This is a genomic window from Maridesulfovibrio pacificus (SeqCode) (assembly GCF_048612815.1).
Classification (GTDB): Bacteria; Desulfobacterota; Desulfovibrionia; order Desulfovibrionales; family Desulfovibrionaceae; genus Maridesulfovibrio; species Maridesulfovibrio pacificus.
Window position 1 is genome coordinate 191,606 of sequence record NZ_JBLZNE010000002.1, and the last position, 14,869, is coordinate 206,474.

A 14,869-nucleotide genomic window follows, 5' to 3' on the forward strand; every position below is an offset into this window, starting at 1 on the left:
TGAACCTCCAGTCCAAAGGGGATTTGAGGTTATATTAAAATAGTATATTGGCTCAATCAGGTAAACCCTAATATAAAAGAACTTCAAAACACGGATTAAATCCGGACCTCGACGGTATTATCGTTCAAAGTTGTAGCTTCACCTATGTCGGAAAGTCTTTCGTGATGCAGGGTATTTACCAAATTCCCGTTCCCGGATTGCCTGCGCATAAAGATTCCAGCCGCAGCCACCGCTCCCTTGGCAATCAAAGGAGTAACCCGGGCAGTAAAAGTAACCTCTCCCAGATCATTATAGGCCACAATACTGTCACCGTTCGCAATGTTACGGTCCGCGGCATCATCTGGATGGATTTCAAGGAACATAGATCCGCGACTTTGCACCAACTCGTCCCGCTCAAGGAATATGGAATTAAGTGTTTCGGAACTGGGCACCGCAATCAGTCGCAAGGGATATGGTCCACCATGGCATTCCTGATAGTGAGGAACAGGATCTTTCAAGGCGTTATTAATGATTTCGATTTTTCCAGAAGGAGTCTGCCAGTTTGTATGGTCGGCAAAAGGCAGGGAAATCATACCCCCGGTTTTCAAAACCTCACGCTGCTCAGTAGTTATATCCTGCAATCCAGCCATGGGGTTACCAAAAAGTTCTGCCAGCAAATCATCTTCAGAGCGCTGAAAATGGCTGTCGGTATAACCCATGCCTTTCGCGAGAAGACAAAATATATCCCAGTTGCTCTTACTCTCCCCGGCGGCAGGGATAATTTTATACGCCGCTCCAAAGGAACAATAGCCGTAAGCACTGTAGCAGTCAGACTGTTCCACAGAGAATGTGGCAGGGAGGATAATATCCGCATAGCGGGCAGTATCGGTCATAAACCGTTCGTGGACCACAGTAAAAAGCTTAGGATCAGTAAGTCCCTGTTCTATGCCGAGCTGGTTGGAAACCGAACCGACCGGATTACTGCCGTAAATATGCAGACAGCGAATCGGAGTCTGTCCTTCTTCGCCTTTCAAGGCCATGGCAAGCTGGTTGATGTTGACCTTTCGCCCTGCTCGTTCACGCAGATCAGGCCGCGTGATACGGGTAGCGTCAATACACTCCCTCATTCCGGGGTTACAGCCGCAAAGACCTCCGCCCGAATGCTGCCATGCTCCGGTAAAAACGGAAAGAATGGTTATCAACCGTACAGTCATGCCGCCATTTCCGTACCGGGAGTTCCCGCTTCCAAGAATGATTGCCGGAGCTGTGGCAGCGGCGTATTCACGGGCCAGTTCAACAATCACCTGCGCCGAAACACCGCATACTGACTCAGCCCACTCCGGAGTATACTCATCAAGAGTCTTCGTGAATTCAGCATAACCAACTGATTCATTTTGCAGAAAGTCAGCATCTTCCAGACCTTCCTTGACCAGCACGTGCATCATACCGAGAGCCAAAGCCCCATCAGTACCGGGTTTTACCAGCACTACCTGATCGGCATACTGGGCCATTTCCCCGGCAAAAGATTCGATTAGAACGACACGCTTACCCTGCTTACGACCTTTGACCAGATCAGGCATGCTCTGCAAACGGGTGGCCTTCATGTTACTACCCCAGACAATATACATATCGCTGTCGACCAGCTCGCGAGGATCAAGTCCCCCGGTACCGCCCAGTACTGATTGATATCCAGCCCCCTTGGCCGAAGAGCAAAGAGTCTTGATCAATTGGCAGCTTCCCATCTTATTGAATAAAGCATCGCCGCAGTTTCGCTGGATAAGGCTCATGACCCCGGAATAGTAAAAAGGAAGGATCGAGTCCGGGCCGTACTTATCCAAGGACTGCTTCCATTTTCCGGTAATGGTTTCCACAGCCTCATCCCAGGAGATGCGTTCAAATCTACCCTCACCTTTCTTTCCGGTTCGCTTCAGAGGTGTTAAAATTCTGTCTGGCGAATGGATGGATTTTTCATAACGCTGCATCTTGCGGCAGATCAGTCCTCCGCAGATGGGATCATCAGGATCACCCTTCACTTTGGTAATCCGGGTACCGTCGCTCTCAACGAGAAGGCCGCAGGTGGTAGGACAGTCGTAAGGACAGATGGATTTATATATCGGCATAGCTTTAACCTTGGGATAATATGAAAATATTGGAGGGAAATTTTTAAAACGTAGTCAGTAAAATTCATACTATCTTAGAAGGCGTGCTTAATCCAGTGCTGAACGCAAGACAGGCGTGCCCCCCAAGGAGAATCACGCCTGTCACTTTCTGTGTATAACCTTCATATATTTACAAATAAAACTCCGGCTTCTTAGGGTCAGAAAAAAGCTTATTCAACCTAATCCGGGCATCTTTTACCGGACCGTCTTTCATTGCCCGTGCCTGATTCGGACACTTTTTGAGGCAGGCACAGCAGGTGATACATTTAACTGTATCTATGACCGAACTGTCCTCAGCATCGATAGCACCTGTGGGACAGATTTCAGCACACAATCCGCACTGAACGCAGGCTTCATCGACTACGATGAAGTCCTCATTCCACAACTCTGTGCTGCCACGGTAAGGAAATTCTCCGGGAAGATCATTCACGCAGGATTCTGCAAAGTCAGTAATTGCATCCAGTTTTTCCCGAACCATAGAACCGAACATTTCGGCATGGCTCAAGTCGTTGTTATCAGGGCGGCCATGTGCTGTAGGAATTTCAGAGTTTGAGAAAGAATGCTCACCGATATATGCCGCACAAGCTATAGGCACAGCCCCCTGCCCTTGCAGAAGATCCTTTAACTCAAGCATGGCATCGTCATAAACACGGTTTCCATACACAACCACACTGACCGCAGGACTGCCGTCAGCCTTAATTTTGCCGAACCATTCCTGCAACAACCCCGGAACCCTGCCCATATACACTGGCACTCCGACCACTATCAATTCATCTTCTGAAAATTCCAGCGGACGCAGCCTTGCTTCCGGTTTGGTTACATCGATCAACTCAACATCGTTAATACCAATCCCCCGCGCAACAGCCCGCACCACTTGCTCCGTTGTCCCTGTAGGGGAAAAGCATATTAACTTTAGAGATTTAATATCCATTCAATTGCTCCGTTATTCATCTACTTATTAAATTTTAAGCACCACTTATTTTCGTTACGTTACGTAACGAAAATAAACTTGTCAATGCACTCCAAGCATGGCACAAGACAGCATCAGCTAAAACAAGGCGGAAAACATGACCAAGAGCAAAGCCGGACGCCCCAGAAGTGAAAAGGCCCAACAGGCCGTATTGAACGCAACCTACGAGTTGCTGAATGAGAATGGTGGGAAAAAACTTACCATTGAAGCAATTGCCAAAAAAGCCGGGGTAGGAAAACCGACAATCTACCGCTGGTGGCCTTCACTGGCAGATATTGTGCTTGAAGCGGTTCTCAGTCAGGCAAACGTAAAAATATATGTTCCACCCTATGAATCTTTAAATATTACCCTGCGACAATTTCTCCGAAACTCCATGAAATCGATTAATGAAGGGGACGGAAGTAACCTTCGTTACCTAATGTCCTTGGCACAGCAGGACGAGTCATTCAGAGACAGATTTAGGGAAAATTTCGTAGCAAAACGTCAGGAAATACTTAAATCCATCCTCCGGCAGGCTGTTGATGCAAATGAAATTTGTTCCACTCAAGATTTGGATATACTTGTGGACCTGATATTCGGGTCTATGTGGTATAGACTGCTGATCGGTCATGGAACGATGGATGAAACTTTTGCAGACGAACTAACTGAGATAATCATTAGACTCGGAAAACATGATGGTTTTTTTTGATTTCGGCAAATTTATTGAAGAAGCCAACGCTATAACCTAACAACCTTGACATCCCAATATCTATGAAAACAATCATTCTAATCCCACCATCCGAAGGCAAAGCTGAAGGCGGACACAATGCCCCCTTAAAGGCTGTATCAGGTATTACCGCTGACTTAATTGAAGCGATCAAAAAAGCTGACCCTAAAAAGTTATATGGACTTAAGGAGAAGGCACTTGAAAAAGCAATTACTGCCAATAGAGAAGTCTTAAGCTCAAAAACAATGCCTGCAATTGAGCGCTATACTGGTGTTGTTTATGATGCCATTGATTATCAAACTTTGAAAAATAAATCTGACTTTGATGAGAAAGTTCTAATTGTTTCTGGGTTGTTTGGCCTTGTCAGACCTACTGATTTGATTCCCAATTATCGTTTGAAGATTGATAAATTGAAATCTGCCAAGTTGTGGGTGGACTCCAATTCAGAACAGTTAAAAAATAAATTTGTGATTGATTTACTGCCGCAAGCACACAAGAAAGCTGTGAAATATGAGAATGGAATTGAGGTGGAATTTGTCCTGAAAAAAGCAGGAAAGAAGATGCCGGCAGGTCACCAAGGAAAGCACATTAAAGGTCGATTTGTCAGATGGCTTATCGAAAATAATATCACTGACCCAAAGCAGCTTAAGGACTTTGAAGAAGATGGCTATAAGTGGACTGGCGATATTTTCTTAAAAGAATACCCATAGGGTGTGGTTTATGTTAGCTTAATAAAAACAAACCCTCTAAAGCTATCTAACCTACTACAACAGGAGGAAACTATGGCTGATCCCAAAGATATGTACCAATGTCAGGTAAGCAACTGCGGTTACATTTACGACCCCGACAAAGGTGAACCGAAAACCAACACCGCTCCCGGAACAGCTTTCGCAGATCTTCCTAACGACTGGAAATGTCCGCATTGTGGGTCTTCTAAAAAAACTTTTCGGCCATTGGCTGGTCCGGGTTCAACTCTTGCTGAAGGCACTTAAGTCGCCATCGCAACAACTTTCCAACATCGATCACAAAAAGGACTTACGATTCTCATCATAAGTCCTTATATTCAGTCCGTAAAAACGGTGTAAAACAAAAAAGGACTTACAATTGTAATTGTAAGTCCTTGAAATATCTGGTGGAGCTGGAGGGAATTGAACCCACGGCCTCTTGAATGCCATTCAAGCGCTCTCCCAACTGAGCTACAGCCCCACTCGTGTTGGGTGATGTAGGATTTATAAAAACCTGCCTCCGCTGTCAACTCTCTTTTTCAATTATTTTAGCATAAATGGATTTCCCTGCCCGCCCGCTTGGGGTAAGCTTGCCTTCACATCGACCTTTGTAAACAAAACACAACATAAGTTTACTTTTTATAAACACAGACTATTGCCTCCAGCGTCGACTTGAAGTATCTTGCCTCCAGATTGACGCTGTCTAACCTGCTATTTTTAAATGAGGTACCATGCTGGACATTGCCTTAAAAATTCTTTCAAAATTCGCCTGGGTTTCCGTTGTCTTCATCGGCATTACGGTAATCAGCTTCTGGGTTATCCACCTTGCTCCCGGTTCGCCCACTGATATGGAAACCACCCTCAACCCCACAGCCACGGTTGAAACACGCCAGAAACTGGAAAAGCTGTACGGTCTGGATAAACCTATCCACGAACAATACATAAACTGGGTGACCCGTCTTGCAAAATTCGATTTCGGTCTGTCCATGTCCGGTGACCGGCGTCCGGTATGGGACCGCATCAAGGAACGGTTGCCGCTAACCTTCGGCATGAACATGGCTTCGCTCTTCCTTACGCTTATGATTGCCGTCCCCATAGGGATGTATTCGGCATGGCGGCAGGACGGCTGGTTTGATAGGGGGATGACCGTACTGGTCTTTATCGGCTTTGCCGTGCCGGGCTTCTGGCTGGCACTCCTGCTTATGCTTTGGCTGGGTATCTACCATCCCATCTTTCCTATCTCCGGTCTGACTTCCCTTGATTACGAGTTGCTTTCACCGTGGGGAAAAATGGTCGATCTGGCCCGCCATCTGGCTCTGCCTATTTTTATTTATACCTTCGGCAGTCTCGCCGGGATGTCTAGATTCATGAGGTCTTCCATGCTGGAAGTGCTGCGTCAGGATTACATCACAACCGCCAAGGCTAAAGGGTTGCCCATGCGCAAAGTCCTTTTCAAGCATGCTCTGCGCAACGGATTGCTGCCGGTGATTACCATCCTCGGCCTGTCCATTCCGGGACTGATCGGCGGCAGCGTAATCATTGAATCAATCTTCGCCCTGCCCGGACTGGGACAGCTTTTCTACGGAGCGGTAATGGCCCGCGACTATTCGTTGATCATGGGCTCACTGGTACTCGGCGCCATGCTGACCTTAGCCGGGAACCTGCTGGCAGATATGGCCTACGGACTTGCCGACCCGCGTATCCGTGCAGGGGGGCAGGACTGATGGCTAACAAAAAACCGCTTACACCACCCTCAAAACTGCAAAGATACGGCTTGCTGTATCTCGGGCTTTTCCTTGTGGGAACAGTATCGCTGGCGGCAATTTTCGCTCCCCTGCTGACCCCATATGATCCAAATGCCCTGAATGTTGATCATCTGCTGCAAGGGCCGAGTACAACACACCTATTCGGTACCGACGCACTGGGCCGCGATGTTTTTGCCCGCATGCTCTACGGCGGACGGGTTTCACTTTGGGTAGGTTTTGTTGCGGTGGGAATTTCCACAGCCATCGGGCTGGCACTGGGCCTTGCTGCCGGATATTTCGGTGGACTCGTTGATGAAATCATTATGCGCGGGGTGGATGTAATGCTCTGTTTCCCGTCATTTTTCCTGATTCTCGCGGTCATCGCCTTCCTCGAACCGGGACTGACCAATATCATGATCGTAATCGGATTCACCTCGTGGATGGGGGTGGCAAGATTGGTGCGTGCGGAGACTCTCTCCCTGCGTAAACGCGATTTCGTGCAAGCCTCACGCTTGGCAGGAGCCGGACCGATCCGCATCATGCTGACCCACATTCTGCCCAACGCCATTACCCCGGTACTGGTATCTGCGACCCTTGGTGTGGCCGGGGCAATCCTTGTAGAGTCATCGCTCAGCTTCCTCGGTCTCGGTGTGCAGCCTCCTGATCCTTCATGGGGTAACCTGCTCATGGACGGCAAGGAAGTGCTGGAAATAGCTCCGTGGCTTTCAATTTTTCCCGGCATGGCTATCCTGCTGACCGTACTCGGCTACAACCTGCTAGGCGAAGCCCTGCGCGATATCCTTGACCCCAGACTTAAACAATAGACGGTAAAAACAATGCTGGAACTGCTCAGAATACGCGACCTCGCACTCATCGAAGATGCTGAAATTGAGTTCTCTGCGGGCATGAACGTGCTCACCGGGGAAACCGGAGCCGGTAAATCCTTCATCCTGCGGGCCATCGACTTCCTGACCGGACAAAAAATGCGTCCTGATATGGTCCGCCCCGGTAAGGAACAAGCATTCGTGGAAGCGCTGTTCATACACCCGGACGGATCGGAATCCATTGTCCGTCGGGTACTTTCCGCAGAGACAGGACGAAGCAGGGTCTACGTAAACGACAAACTCAGCTCCCAGAACACCATTCGTGAAATGGGATCGTCCATGATTCTGCATACGAGCCAGCATGCCCAGCAGAAGCTGCTCCAGCCTGCTTACCAATGCCGCATGCTGGATACTTTCCTTGCTGACACCACGCTCCCGGAAAAGAAGGATGAAATTCTGACTTCTCTGCGAGCCTTGCTGACAAAAAAGGAAGAATTGAAAGCACGTTCCGCGTCCCTTCTTGAAAAAAAAGATTTTCTCGAATTCCAACGCACTGAAATTGAAAAGGTATCTCCCTATCCCGGCGAGGAAGATGAGCTGCTAGAAAAGAAAAACGCTTTGCGGGCGCAGGAAGATGCTGGGAAATGCATCGACAACGCCATGGACATCATGCGCGGACAGCTTGATGTTTCCGGCGGTGTTTCCGCTCTCGGCTCTGAAATGGAGCGCATTTGCGACCTTTTCCCGGACTATGATCAGGACCGCGAGACAGTCATTGAATTTAAGCATTTCTTGGATGAGTTGGCAGGAAAACTGCGTGCACAACCCCTTGATTTTGATTCCGAAGACAACATCGACGACATTGAATCCCGGCTTTATGAGCTCTCCAAGCTCAAGCGAAAACTAGGCCGCACTCTTGATGAAATTGTGGACCTGAAAAATGAAATTCAGGAAAACCTCGACTTCTTGGATTCCTGTTCCCTTGAACTGGCCCAGATTGAAAAGCATGAAAAGGAACTGGTTGAAAAACTTTCCACTGCCTTGGACAAACTGTCTGCAGCTCGCAAAATTGCCGCGAAGAAACTTACCGACCGCGTAGTTACAGAGCTTAAAGGACTGGGTTTTTCAGAGCATGTTCAGGTCAAATTTGAATTCCAGCCCCATGAACTTTATCCGGGGCTCAATGAAATGCGCGGACGCTTGATGTGGATTCCCAACCCCGGTCAGGCGCCCCAGCCTCTGGATAAAATCGCATCCGGCGGTGAGCTTTCCCGTTTTCTGCTGGCAATTACCGGATTACAAGGCGAATCTGAAAAGCCGACCCTGATCTTCGATGAAGTAGATTCCGGCATCGGCGGGCATACCCTGAACCGCGTAGGCGAAAAAATGCAGGAACTTGCTGACCGCCAGCAGCTCATAGTCATCACTCACTGGCCTCAGCTCGCCGCATTAGCTGAACGTCACTTCCTGATTCACAAGGGCGTAGTTAACAAGGAAACTTTCACCACCTGCCGTCAATTGAATACAATTGAAGTTGAGGCTGAGTTGGCTAGGATGGCTGGGAAGGAGTAACCCAGAACTCTGAGTCAGTCTTTGACACTTTTTTCAGGTGGCTTTAAATCAACAAAACATAAAACTGACTGGTCAGTTCTGAAGAGGAGAACACTAATCTTCAGGAAGCAGTTGTGAGCTCGAAAACATGAAAGAATATTCCGAAAAAGAAACACGTATTTTAGACACTGCCGCGGAGATGTTCGCTAATCAGGCTTTCCATAAGGTTCTGTTGAGTGATGTCGCTCATGCCGCACGGGTAGGAAAAGGCACCCTTTATCTTTACTTCAAAAATAAAGACGACCTCTACTTTGCAGTTCTTTTCAGGGGATTTTCAATTCTGGTAGATACGCTGAGAAAGCATACTAATCAGGAAACTCTCTCTCCTACGGAAAAAATGGAAGCCATCATTCGCGAGATGTCCACTTTCATGTTTATGAAAGCTACCAATGCACATTTGCTGAGCAGAGTTATGCATTTTCCTGAAGGCGGAGAATGGCAGGATAAAAGAACCGAATTATGGGGAATGATCCAAGAAGTCATAGAAGAAGGGGTTGAAACAGGAGAATTTGAAGATTCTTGCCCCAGATTTACTTCTCAATACATCCCGAGTTTTATTCGTTCCATCTCCATATTCCCACCTGAAGGTCTAAACCACGAAGAATTCTGCGCACATGCATGCAATTTCGTATTTAAAGCCCTCAAACCAGACCGTTAAGGCTATTTCATCAGGTTAAAATTATGAGCAAAGAGTCCAGCCCAAAACAAGACACTCAGACTAAAAACAAAATCCCGGCCAAAAAATTTAAAATAACCATCATCTCCAGCGTATTAGTACTGATTCTTGGTGTTGCGGTAGCATACCCTTTTTATGAACACGCAATAAATCACGAATCAACAGATGACGCCTTCATAGAAGCCCACGTTGTCTCTATCAGCCCAAGAGTTCCCGGACATGTTTCAAAAGTCTTTATTTCAGACAACCAAAAAGTCGAAGAGGGACAACTTCTCGCTGAAATAGATCTCAGGAATTATCAGGTAGCACTGGAGATCGCCGAAGCACGTAAAGATTCTGCAAATGCAGCTGTAAAGGAAGCAGAAGCTCTGGTAGTGGCTGCCGAAAAGGAACTGTCACAAAAGCAGGCTGAGTTCTCATCTCAGACAGCTGTGCTTTCAAGATATAGGGCACAAGTTAGTGAAGCCGAAGCGGGGCATTTCCGCGATGCAAATGACCTGAGCCGTATTAGCCGTATTGCCAAAGCCGGAGCAGTAAGCATTCAGGAATTTGACCATGCGAAAGCGCAGGAAAAAATGGCCCGGGCAAACTTAAGATCCGCTAAATCAAACATCTATACTCAAAACGCCAAAATACTGGAAGCTCAAGCCGGAATAGAAGCCGCAGCGGGGAAACTCCAGCAGGCTTTCGCTCAAACAGAAATCCGCAGGGCTAAACTTGAAGAAGCTGAAGCACAGGTTAGACAGGCTCAGTTGAATTTATCCTACACCCGCATCACCGCCCCCTGCTCCGGTTACATCACTAAGAAAACAGTCGAATCCGGTAACTATGTGATGGCCGGACAAAAACTGCTTAATATTGTCAGCCCTGAAGTCTGGATTGTTGCAAATTTCAAAGAAACTCAAATCAAAAATATGCGTGAAGGGCAACATGTCGATATTGATATTGATTCATTCCCCGGAATTGAATTCAACGGACATGTGGACTCAATTCAGCGCGGAACAGGATCAAGATTTACCTTGCTGCCTCCTGAAAATGCTGCCGGAAACTTCATTAAGGTAGTCCAACGCGTTCCGGTAAAAATCGTTTTCGATGATCCCGCCTTAGCCTATACACTCGCCCCCGGCATGTCGGTAATTCCCAGTGTTGATATATCTTCCAAGACGGACGAACCGCAGCAAGTTGCCTCTTCCGAAGGACGGAAATAAAATTGTCCAGTTTCAAATCTCCGGAGGAGACCTCTCCTGCCGAACGCTGGACTATCGCTATTACTGTAATGCTCGGCGCTTTTATTGCGGTAATGGATACCAGTGTGGTCAATGTTTCCATGTCCCATATGATGGGCAGTTTCGGAACCAGTGTTTCATCAATAACTTGGGTCGCAACCAGTTACAGCATCGCGGAAATCATCATGGTCACTATGGCCGGATGGTGGAGTTCGCTGCTGGGACGCAGAAATTTCTACCTGCTTTCTATGCTTCTTTTTACCCTTGGCTCTATTTTCTGCGGCATAGCCACTAGCTTCGAAGAAATGATCATTTACCGCATTATCCAAGGAATCGGCGGAGGAGCATTAATTCCCATCTCGCAAGCCATATTGCGTGAGACTTTTCCCCTTGAAGAACAGGGAATGGCAATGTCCATTTATGGAATGGGGGTCGTTCTGGCCCCGGCAATGGGGCCGATTTTAGGGGGCATACTTACAGACCAGTGGGGCTGGCCATGGATTTTTTATATCAATATTCCCGTATGCATCGGTACACTCTTCCTGACGGCTAAATTTGTGCATGACCCTCCCTATCTGCGTAGAGGCATCCAATCCATCGACTGGCTCGGCATAGGGTTGCTGACGGTGTTTTTAACCGGAATGCAGATTGTGCTGGAACGGGGACAGGAAGAGCAATGGTTTGAATCCGAGTTCATAACCATCATGAGTATTGCTACGATCCTTTCTTTTCTGATCATGATATTCTGGGAATTGCGCTGTAAAGACCCTGTGGTCAACCTGCGCATCCTTAAAGACAAGAACCTTACACTAGGTTCACTCATGGGGATGATCTTCGGCATATCTCTTTTCGGAACAACATTTGTGTTGCCGCAGTTTACCCAGCAACTGCTTGGCTACCCTGCATTTGAATCCGGACTGGCTCTCGCCCCCCGGGCCATCACTTTGATGCTGTTTATGCCGGTTGCGGGGATGCTTTACCAAAAGGTCGGCCCCAAAGCTCTCGTTTTCTCGGGCATAATCATTATCCTCTACTCATATTATGACCTCATGCAGCTTAACACCCAAGCTGGAATGGGCGATATGGTCTGGCCTCTGCTTATCATGGGCATAGGCATGCCTTTCATGTTCATCCCGCTCAGTGCTGTTTCGCTGTGCACAATGGAAAAATCACATATTACTGATGCATCGAGCATATACACCCTTGGCAGGCGCATCGGAGGAAACATCGGCTATGCTCTGGTAGCAGTTCTTCTGGATAGAAAAATTCAGATTCATACCTCATTTTTAATGGAAAACGTCAGTGACGGGAGGCATGTATCGCAAGACTTCCTTACCGAAACTACACGGCTCATACATGAACTCGGGGTAAACTCCGTAGCAGCATCACAATATACTCTCGGTTTGTTAAACCAGATTGTGGTTAAACAGGCAAAAATGCTCGCTTACAATGATATTTCATTTATTTTCGGCGGCCTATTCCTGCTACTGATTCCTCTTATTTTCATTATGCCCAGTAAATCAGCCATTCTGGCTTTGAATAAAAAAGGTAAATAAATCCGAGAGCAAACAACATTATTGTCCCTTCCAGCAAAAAAGTTATTGACGGACTACCATCCCGTGAATATCTTGTGGCTACGTTCTTTGAATCGAAAAATATTTACTCATGTAGAGGATGCGAGGGAAATCGGCCCGTCGACCATCCGGCAACCTGCTTTCGCAGCAAGGTGCCAACGCCTTCCCGTTACGGGACCCATGAGAGGGATTAAGACATTGAATTTCTTAAAGGCATTTCCGATTGGAGATGCCTTTTTTCGTTTCTGGATGCCCTGAAGTCAGCTTTGATCAGACGGGAAATCCGGTGGGATGATTTATGGATACTTGCGCTCCCACCTAAAAAACAGATGCCGCTAAAATGCCCGGATGAGGAAAGTTTTGCACGGCATATTTACTGCTAGCAGAACATCAGGCGTCAAATGCTTCAGGGCATTCTTATGGAAGCAGGACGCAAACATGGAGACAAACCAATGACCGACATCGTAAAAAAAGCTACCGGCAATTTTCACTCCGGAACAATCTGCTTCTTCTGCAGGGACAATGAAAGTGAGCCTTTTCCGGCTGACTATACCGATCCCCTCGCACTGCTTGGCGACATCAGCGAACTTCACCTGGGCAATATCCAGAAAGAAGAACTGCGCAAGATTATTGCCCGTGAGATTGAAGAAGACGGAGCCGAATCCGTTTGGAAAAACCGTACTTACCGTAAGAACATCATCTTGTCCTTCGGCAAGCTGGTCTAAACACCAAGGTTTGCTGCAACGCCGCAGATGGTGCTTTATCAGAAGTATGAAAGCCCTCCCGGATTGATCCTGGAGGGCTTTTTCTATCCTTGCAATTCGCCCCGTGTACGATTAAATAAAGGCAACATCACAATCCGGGAGAAAACCATGAACATCAAAGGCTTCTTGAAAACCGCAGTCCTGCCCGCCGCCCTGTTGGCAATGACAGTCACATCCGCTGCAGCTGATGAAACAATTTTTACTGTCATCAACCATACAGATTCCATTATCAGAGTCTGGGGCAAGTCCAATGACTACAAATTCGGACGTATCAACCCCAAGACCATTGCCGACTGCACTTGCAACTCACTCTACAACAAAGACTGCTTTGACAAGAAAGGCGGCAAAGCCAAAATCAAGCTGGCCCTTGAAGGCAAAAACGGCAAGGATCTCTACTCCGGCGACACCTGCACTAAACTTTATGTTGATCCCGGCACTTTTATTGATGTTACTTACGATACAGATGGCAGACACATTCGCTGCGCCATCATCGAGAAATATGAAATAAGACAGCCTATCCCTTCATTTGACGAAGCTGACGTCAACAAGGATGGAAAAATCGATGGACAGGAGGCTGAAGCCATCCAGTTGAAAGCCAATTTTAAAGATTTCGATGATGACCTCAACCGGGAGCTCAACCCCAAAGAATTCGACCGGGCCATCGACAAAATCAATATCTTCCGAGGCGCACCCTTCTAAAGAAAGGAGTAATCATGACCAAGACCAATCCTGTACTTGAAGCTATTTTTGAACGCCGTTCCATCAGAAAATTTACAGCTGAGCCAGTCTCAAAAGAAGACCTGACCGCTATTCTGGAAGCCGGCCGCTGGACACCCAGTGGGCTGAACAACCAGCCGTACCGTTTTCTGGTCATCCATGACGATGACTCACGTGTCGAACCGCTTGCGGAATGCACCAAGTACGGTCACATCGTCAAAGCCGCGAAAGTCCTGCTCTGCTTATTTCTCGATAAACAGGCCATGTACAGTGAAATGAAAGATCATCAGGGTGCCGGAGCATGCACTCAAAACATGATGCTGGCCGCCCATTCACTTGGGCTGGGAACTGTCTGGCTCGGCGAAATTATCAATCAGCAGGGTCAGGTGCTGGAAGTGCTAAAGCTACCTGCTGAACGCTATGAACTGCAGGTTGTTATCGCCCTCGGTCACCCGGACCAGCAGGGCAGCTCAAAACGAAACGAACTCTCAGAATATATGTTGGAGGATTTTTAATGGAAATCAAGATTTTTCCCCTCGGTCCCCTTGAGACCAACTGTTTTGTAATCGTTAATGAAAACAAGGCGCTGGTAATTGATCCGGGCGGAGACCCGACCCCGGTACTTTCCTATCTGAAAAAGACCGGAGTAGAACTGGACCGCATCCTCAATACCCATCTCCACTTTGACCATATCCTCGGCAACCGCGCATTGGCCGATGCGACCGGAAAGACCATCTACGCTTCCAATGATGACCTCGTGCTCATGGATACACAGGTTGGACGCGGCGGCCTGATGGGATTCCCGGAAGTTCCGCACTTTGAAAGTGAACACATCGGCGAAGGAGAAACCGAGCTTATCGGACTGGAGTGTAACATTTACTCCACTCCCGGACACACTCCGGGCAGCCTGACCTTCCATTTCCCGGCCCTGAAATCGGCAATCGTAGGTGACCTCATTTTCCGCCGTTCCATCGGCAGAACTGATTTTCCATACGGCGACACTGAACAGCTGCTGAATTCAGTTAAAGAGAAGATCTTTACTCTTCCGGCTGAAACTGAACTCTTTGCAGGACACGGACCGTCTACCAGCGTTGGCGACGAAATGAATCACAACCCCTATTTCAGCGGGGTCCATATCTAAGCGGAGGACAAGATGAACGAGAAAAAGATCGTTGATGTCCGCAACAAGTGCT

Annotated in this window: 15 protein-coding genes, 1 tRNA gene and 1 riboswitch; of the genes, 13 read left to right on the forward strand and 3 right to left on the reverse strand. The window is 47.7% G+C overall.

The features are described from left to right. Window positions 1–95 precede the first annotated feature (95 nt). Window positions 96–2,099, reverse strand: coding sequence for a molybdopterin-containing oxidoreductase family protein (locus ACNI23_RS18320; protein ID WP_420250714.1), 2,004 nt, complete (start codon window positions 2,097–2,099; stop codon window positions 96–98). 169 nt (window positions 2,100–2,268) lie between these two features. Then, window positions 2,269–3,069: an EFR1 family ferrodoxin gene (locus ACNI23_RS18325; protein ID WP_420250715.1), complete on the reverse strand. Its 801-nt coding sequence runs from the start codon at window positions 3,067–3,069 to the stop codon at window positions 2,269–2,271. Between the two features lie 136 nt (window positions 3,070–3,205). Here ACNI23_RS18325 and ACNI23_RS18330 point away from each other — a divergent pair, with 136 nt between their 5' ends. From ACNI23_RS18330 to ACNI23_RS18340, 3 genes are all read left to right on the forward strand, one after another. Beyond that, window positions 3,206–3,796, forward strand: a complete 591-nt coding sequence (locus tag ACNI23_RS18330) for a TetR/AcrR family transcriptional regulator (RefSeq protein ID WP_420250716.1) — start codon at window positions 3,206–3,208, stop codon at window positions 3,794–3,796. A gap of 62 nt (window positions 3,797–3,858) precedes the next feature. Continuing rightward, window positions 3,859–4,524 (forward strand): YaaA family protein, encoded by a 666-nt coding sequence (locus ACNI23_RS18335; RefSeq protein WP_420250717.1) that lies wholly within the window; start codon window positions 3,859–3,861, stop codon window positions 4,522–4,524. Between the two features lie 72 nt (window positions 4,525–4,596). Next, a complete protein-coding gene (locus tag ACNI23_RS18340) occupies window positions 4,597–4,806 on the forward strand; it encodes a rubredoxin (RefSeq protein WP_420250718.1) in 210 nt (69 codons plus the stop codon). Between the two features lie 138 nt (window positions 4,807–4,944). Here ACNI23_RS18340 and ACNI23_RS18345 read toward each other — a convergent pair. After that, window positions 4,945–5,020, reverse strand: a tRNA-Ala gene (locus ACNI23_RS18345). A 250-nt stretch (window positions 5,021–5,270) separates the two neighbouring features. Between ACNI23_RS18345 and ACNI23_RS18350 the strand changes: the two genes are divergently transcribed. The 10 genes from ACNI23_RS18350 to ACNI23_RS18395 all read left to right on the forward strand — a co-directional run bounded on the left by ACNI23_RS18350 (window position 5,271) and on the right by ACNI23_RS18395 (window position 14,817). Beyond that, on the forward strand, window positions 5,271–6,263 hold the full coding sequence (locus ACNI23_RS18350) for an ABC transporter permease (protein WP_420250719.1): 993 nt from the start codon (window positions 5,271–5,273) through the stop codon (window positions 6,261–6,263). Continuing rightward, complete coding sequence (locus ACNI23_RS18355; RefSeq protein WP_420250720.1) at window positions 6,263–7,108, forward strand: ABC transporter permease; 846 nt, start codon at window positions 6,263–6,265, stop codon at window positions 7,106–7,108. Before ACNI23_RS18350 ends, ACNI23_RS18355 begins: the two co-directional genes overlap by 1 nt. Before the next feature lie 12 nt (window positions 7,109–7,120). Continuing rightward, window positions 7,121–8,680 (forward strand): DNA repair protein RecN, encoded by a 1,560-nt coding sequence (locus ACNI23_RS18360; RefSeq protein WP_420250721.1) that lies wholly within the window; start codon window positions 7,121–7,123, stop codon window positions 8,678–8,680. Window positions 8,681–8,807: 127 nt separating this feature from the next. Continuing rightward, a complete protein-coding gene (locus tag ACNI23_RS18365) occupies window positions 8,808–9,377 on the forward strand; it encodes a TetR/AcrR family transcriptional regulator (protein WP_420250722.1) in 570 nt (189 codons plus the stop codon). Window positions 9,378–9,400: 23 nt separating this feature from the next. After that, on the forward strand, window positions 9,401–10,603 hold the full coding sequence (locus ACNI23_RS18370; RefSeq protein ID WP_420250723.1) for an HlyD family secretion protein: 1,203 nt from the start codon (window positions 9,401–9,403) through the stop codon (window positions 10,601–10,603). A gap of 2 nt (window positions 10,604–10,605) precedes the next feature. Beyond that, window positions 10,606–12,177 carry a DHA2 family efflux MFS transporter permease subunit gene (locus ACNI23_RS18375; protein WP_420250724.1) on the forward strand — a complete coding sequence of 524 codons (1,572 nt, stop codon included), beginning with the start codon at window positions 10,606–10,608 and terminating at the stop codon, window positions 12,175–12,177. A 104-nt stretch (window positions 12,178–12,281) separates the two neighbouring features. Then, a riboswitch (SAM riboswitch) is annotated at window positions 12,282–12,382 on the forward strand. Window positions 12,383–12,647: 265 nt separating this feature from the next. Further along, complete coding sequence (locus ACNI23_RS18380) at window positions 12,648–12,920, forward strand: hypothetical protein (RefSeq protein ID WP_420250725.1); 273 nt, start codon at window positions 12,648–12,650, stop codon at window positions 12,918–12,920. Window positions 12,921–13,067: 147 nt separating this feature from the next. Further along, window positions 13,068–13,658, forward strand: a complete 591-nt coding sequence (locus ACNI23_RS18385; RefSeq protein ID WP_420250726.1) for a hypothetical protein — start codon at window positions 13,068–13,070, stop codon at window positions 13,656–13,658. 14 nt (window positions 13,659–13,672) lie between these two features. After that, window positions 13,673–14,191 carry a nitroreductase family protein gene (locus ACNI23_RS18390; protein WP_420250727.1) on the forward strand — a complete coding sequence of 173 codons (519 nt, stop codon included), beginning with the start codon at window positions 13,673–13,675 and terminating at the stop codon, window positions 14,189–14,191. Beyond that, window positions 14,191–14,817: an MBL fold metallo-hydrolase gene (locus tag ACNI23_RS18395; RefSeq protein ID WP_420250728.1), complete on the forward strand. Its 627-nt coding sequence runs from the start codon at window positions 14,191–14,193 to the stop codon at window positions 14,815–14,817. Before ACNI23_RS18390 ends, ACNI23_RS18395 begins: the two co-directional genes overlap by 1 nt. The last annotated feature ends 52 nt before the right edge of the window (window positions 14,818–14,869 follow it).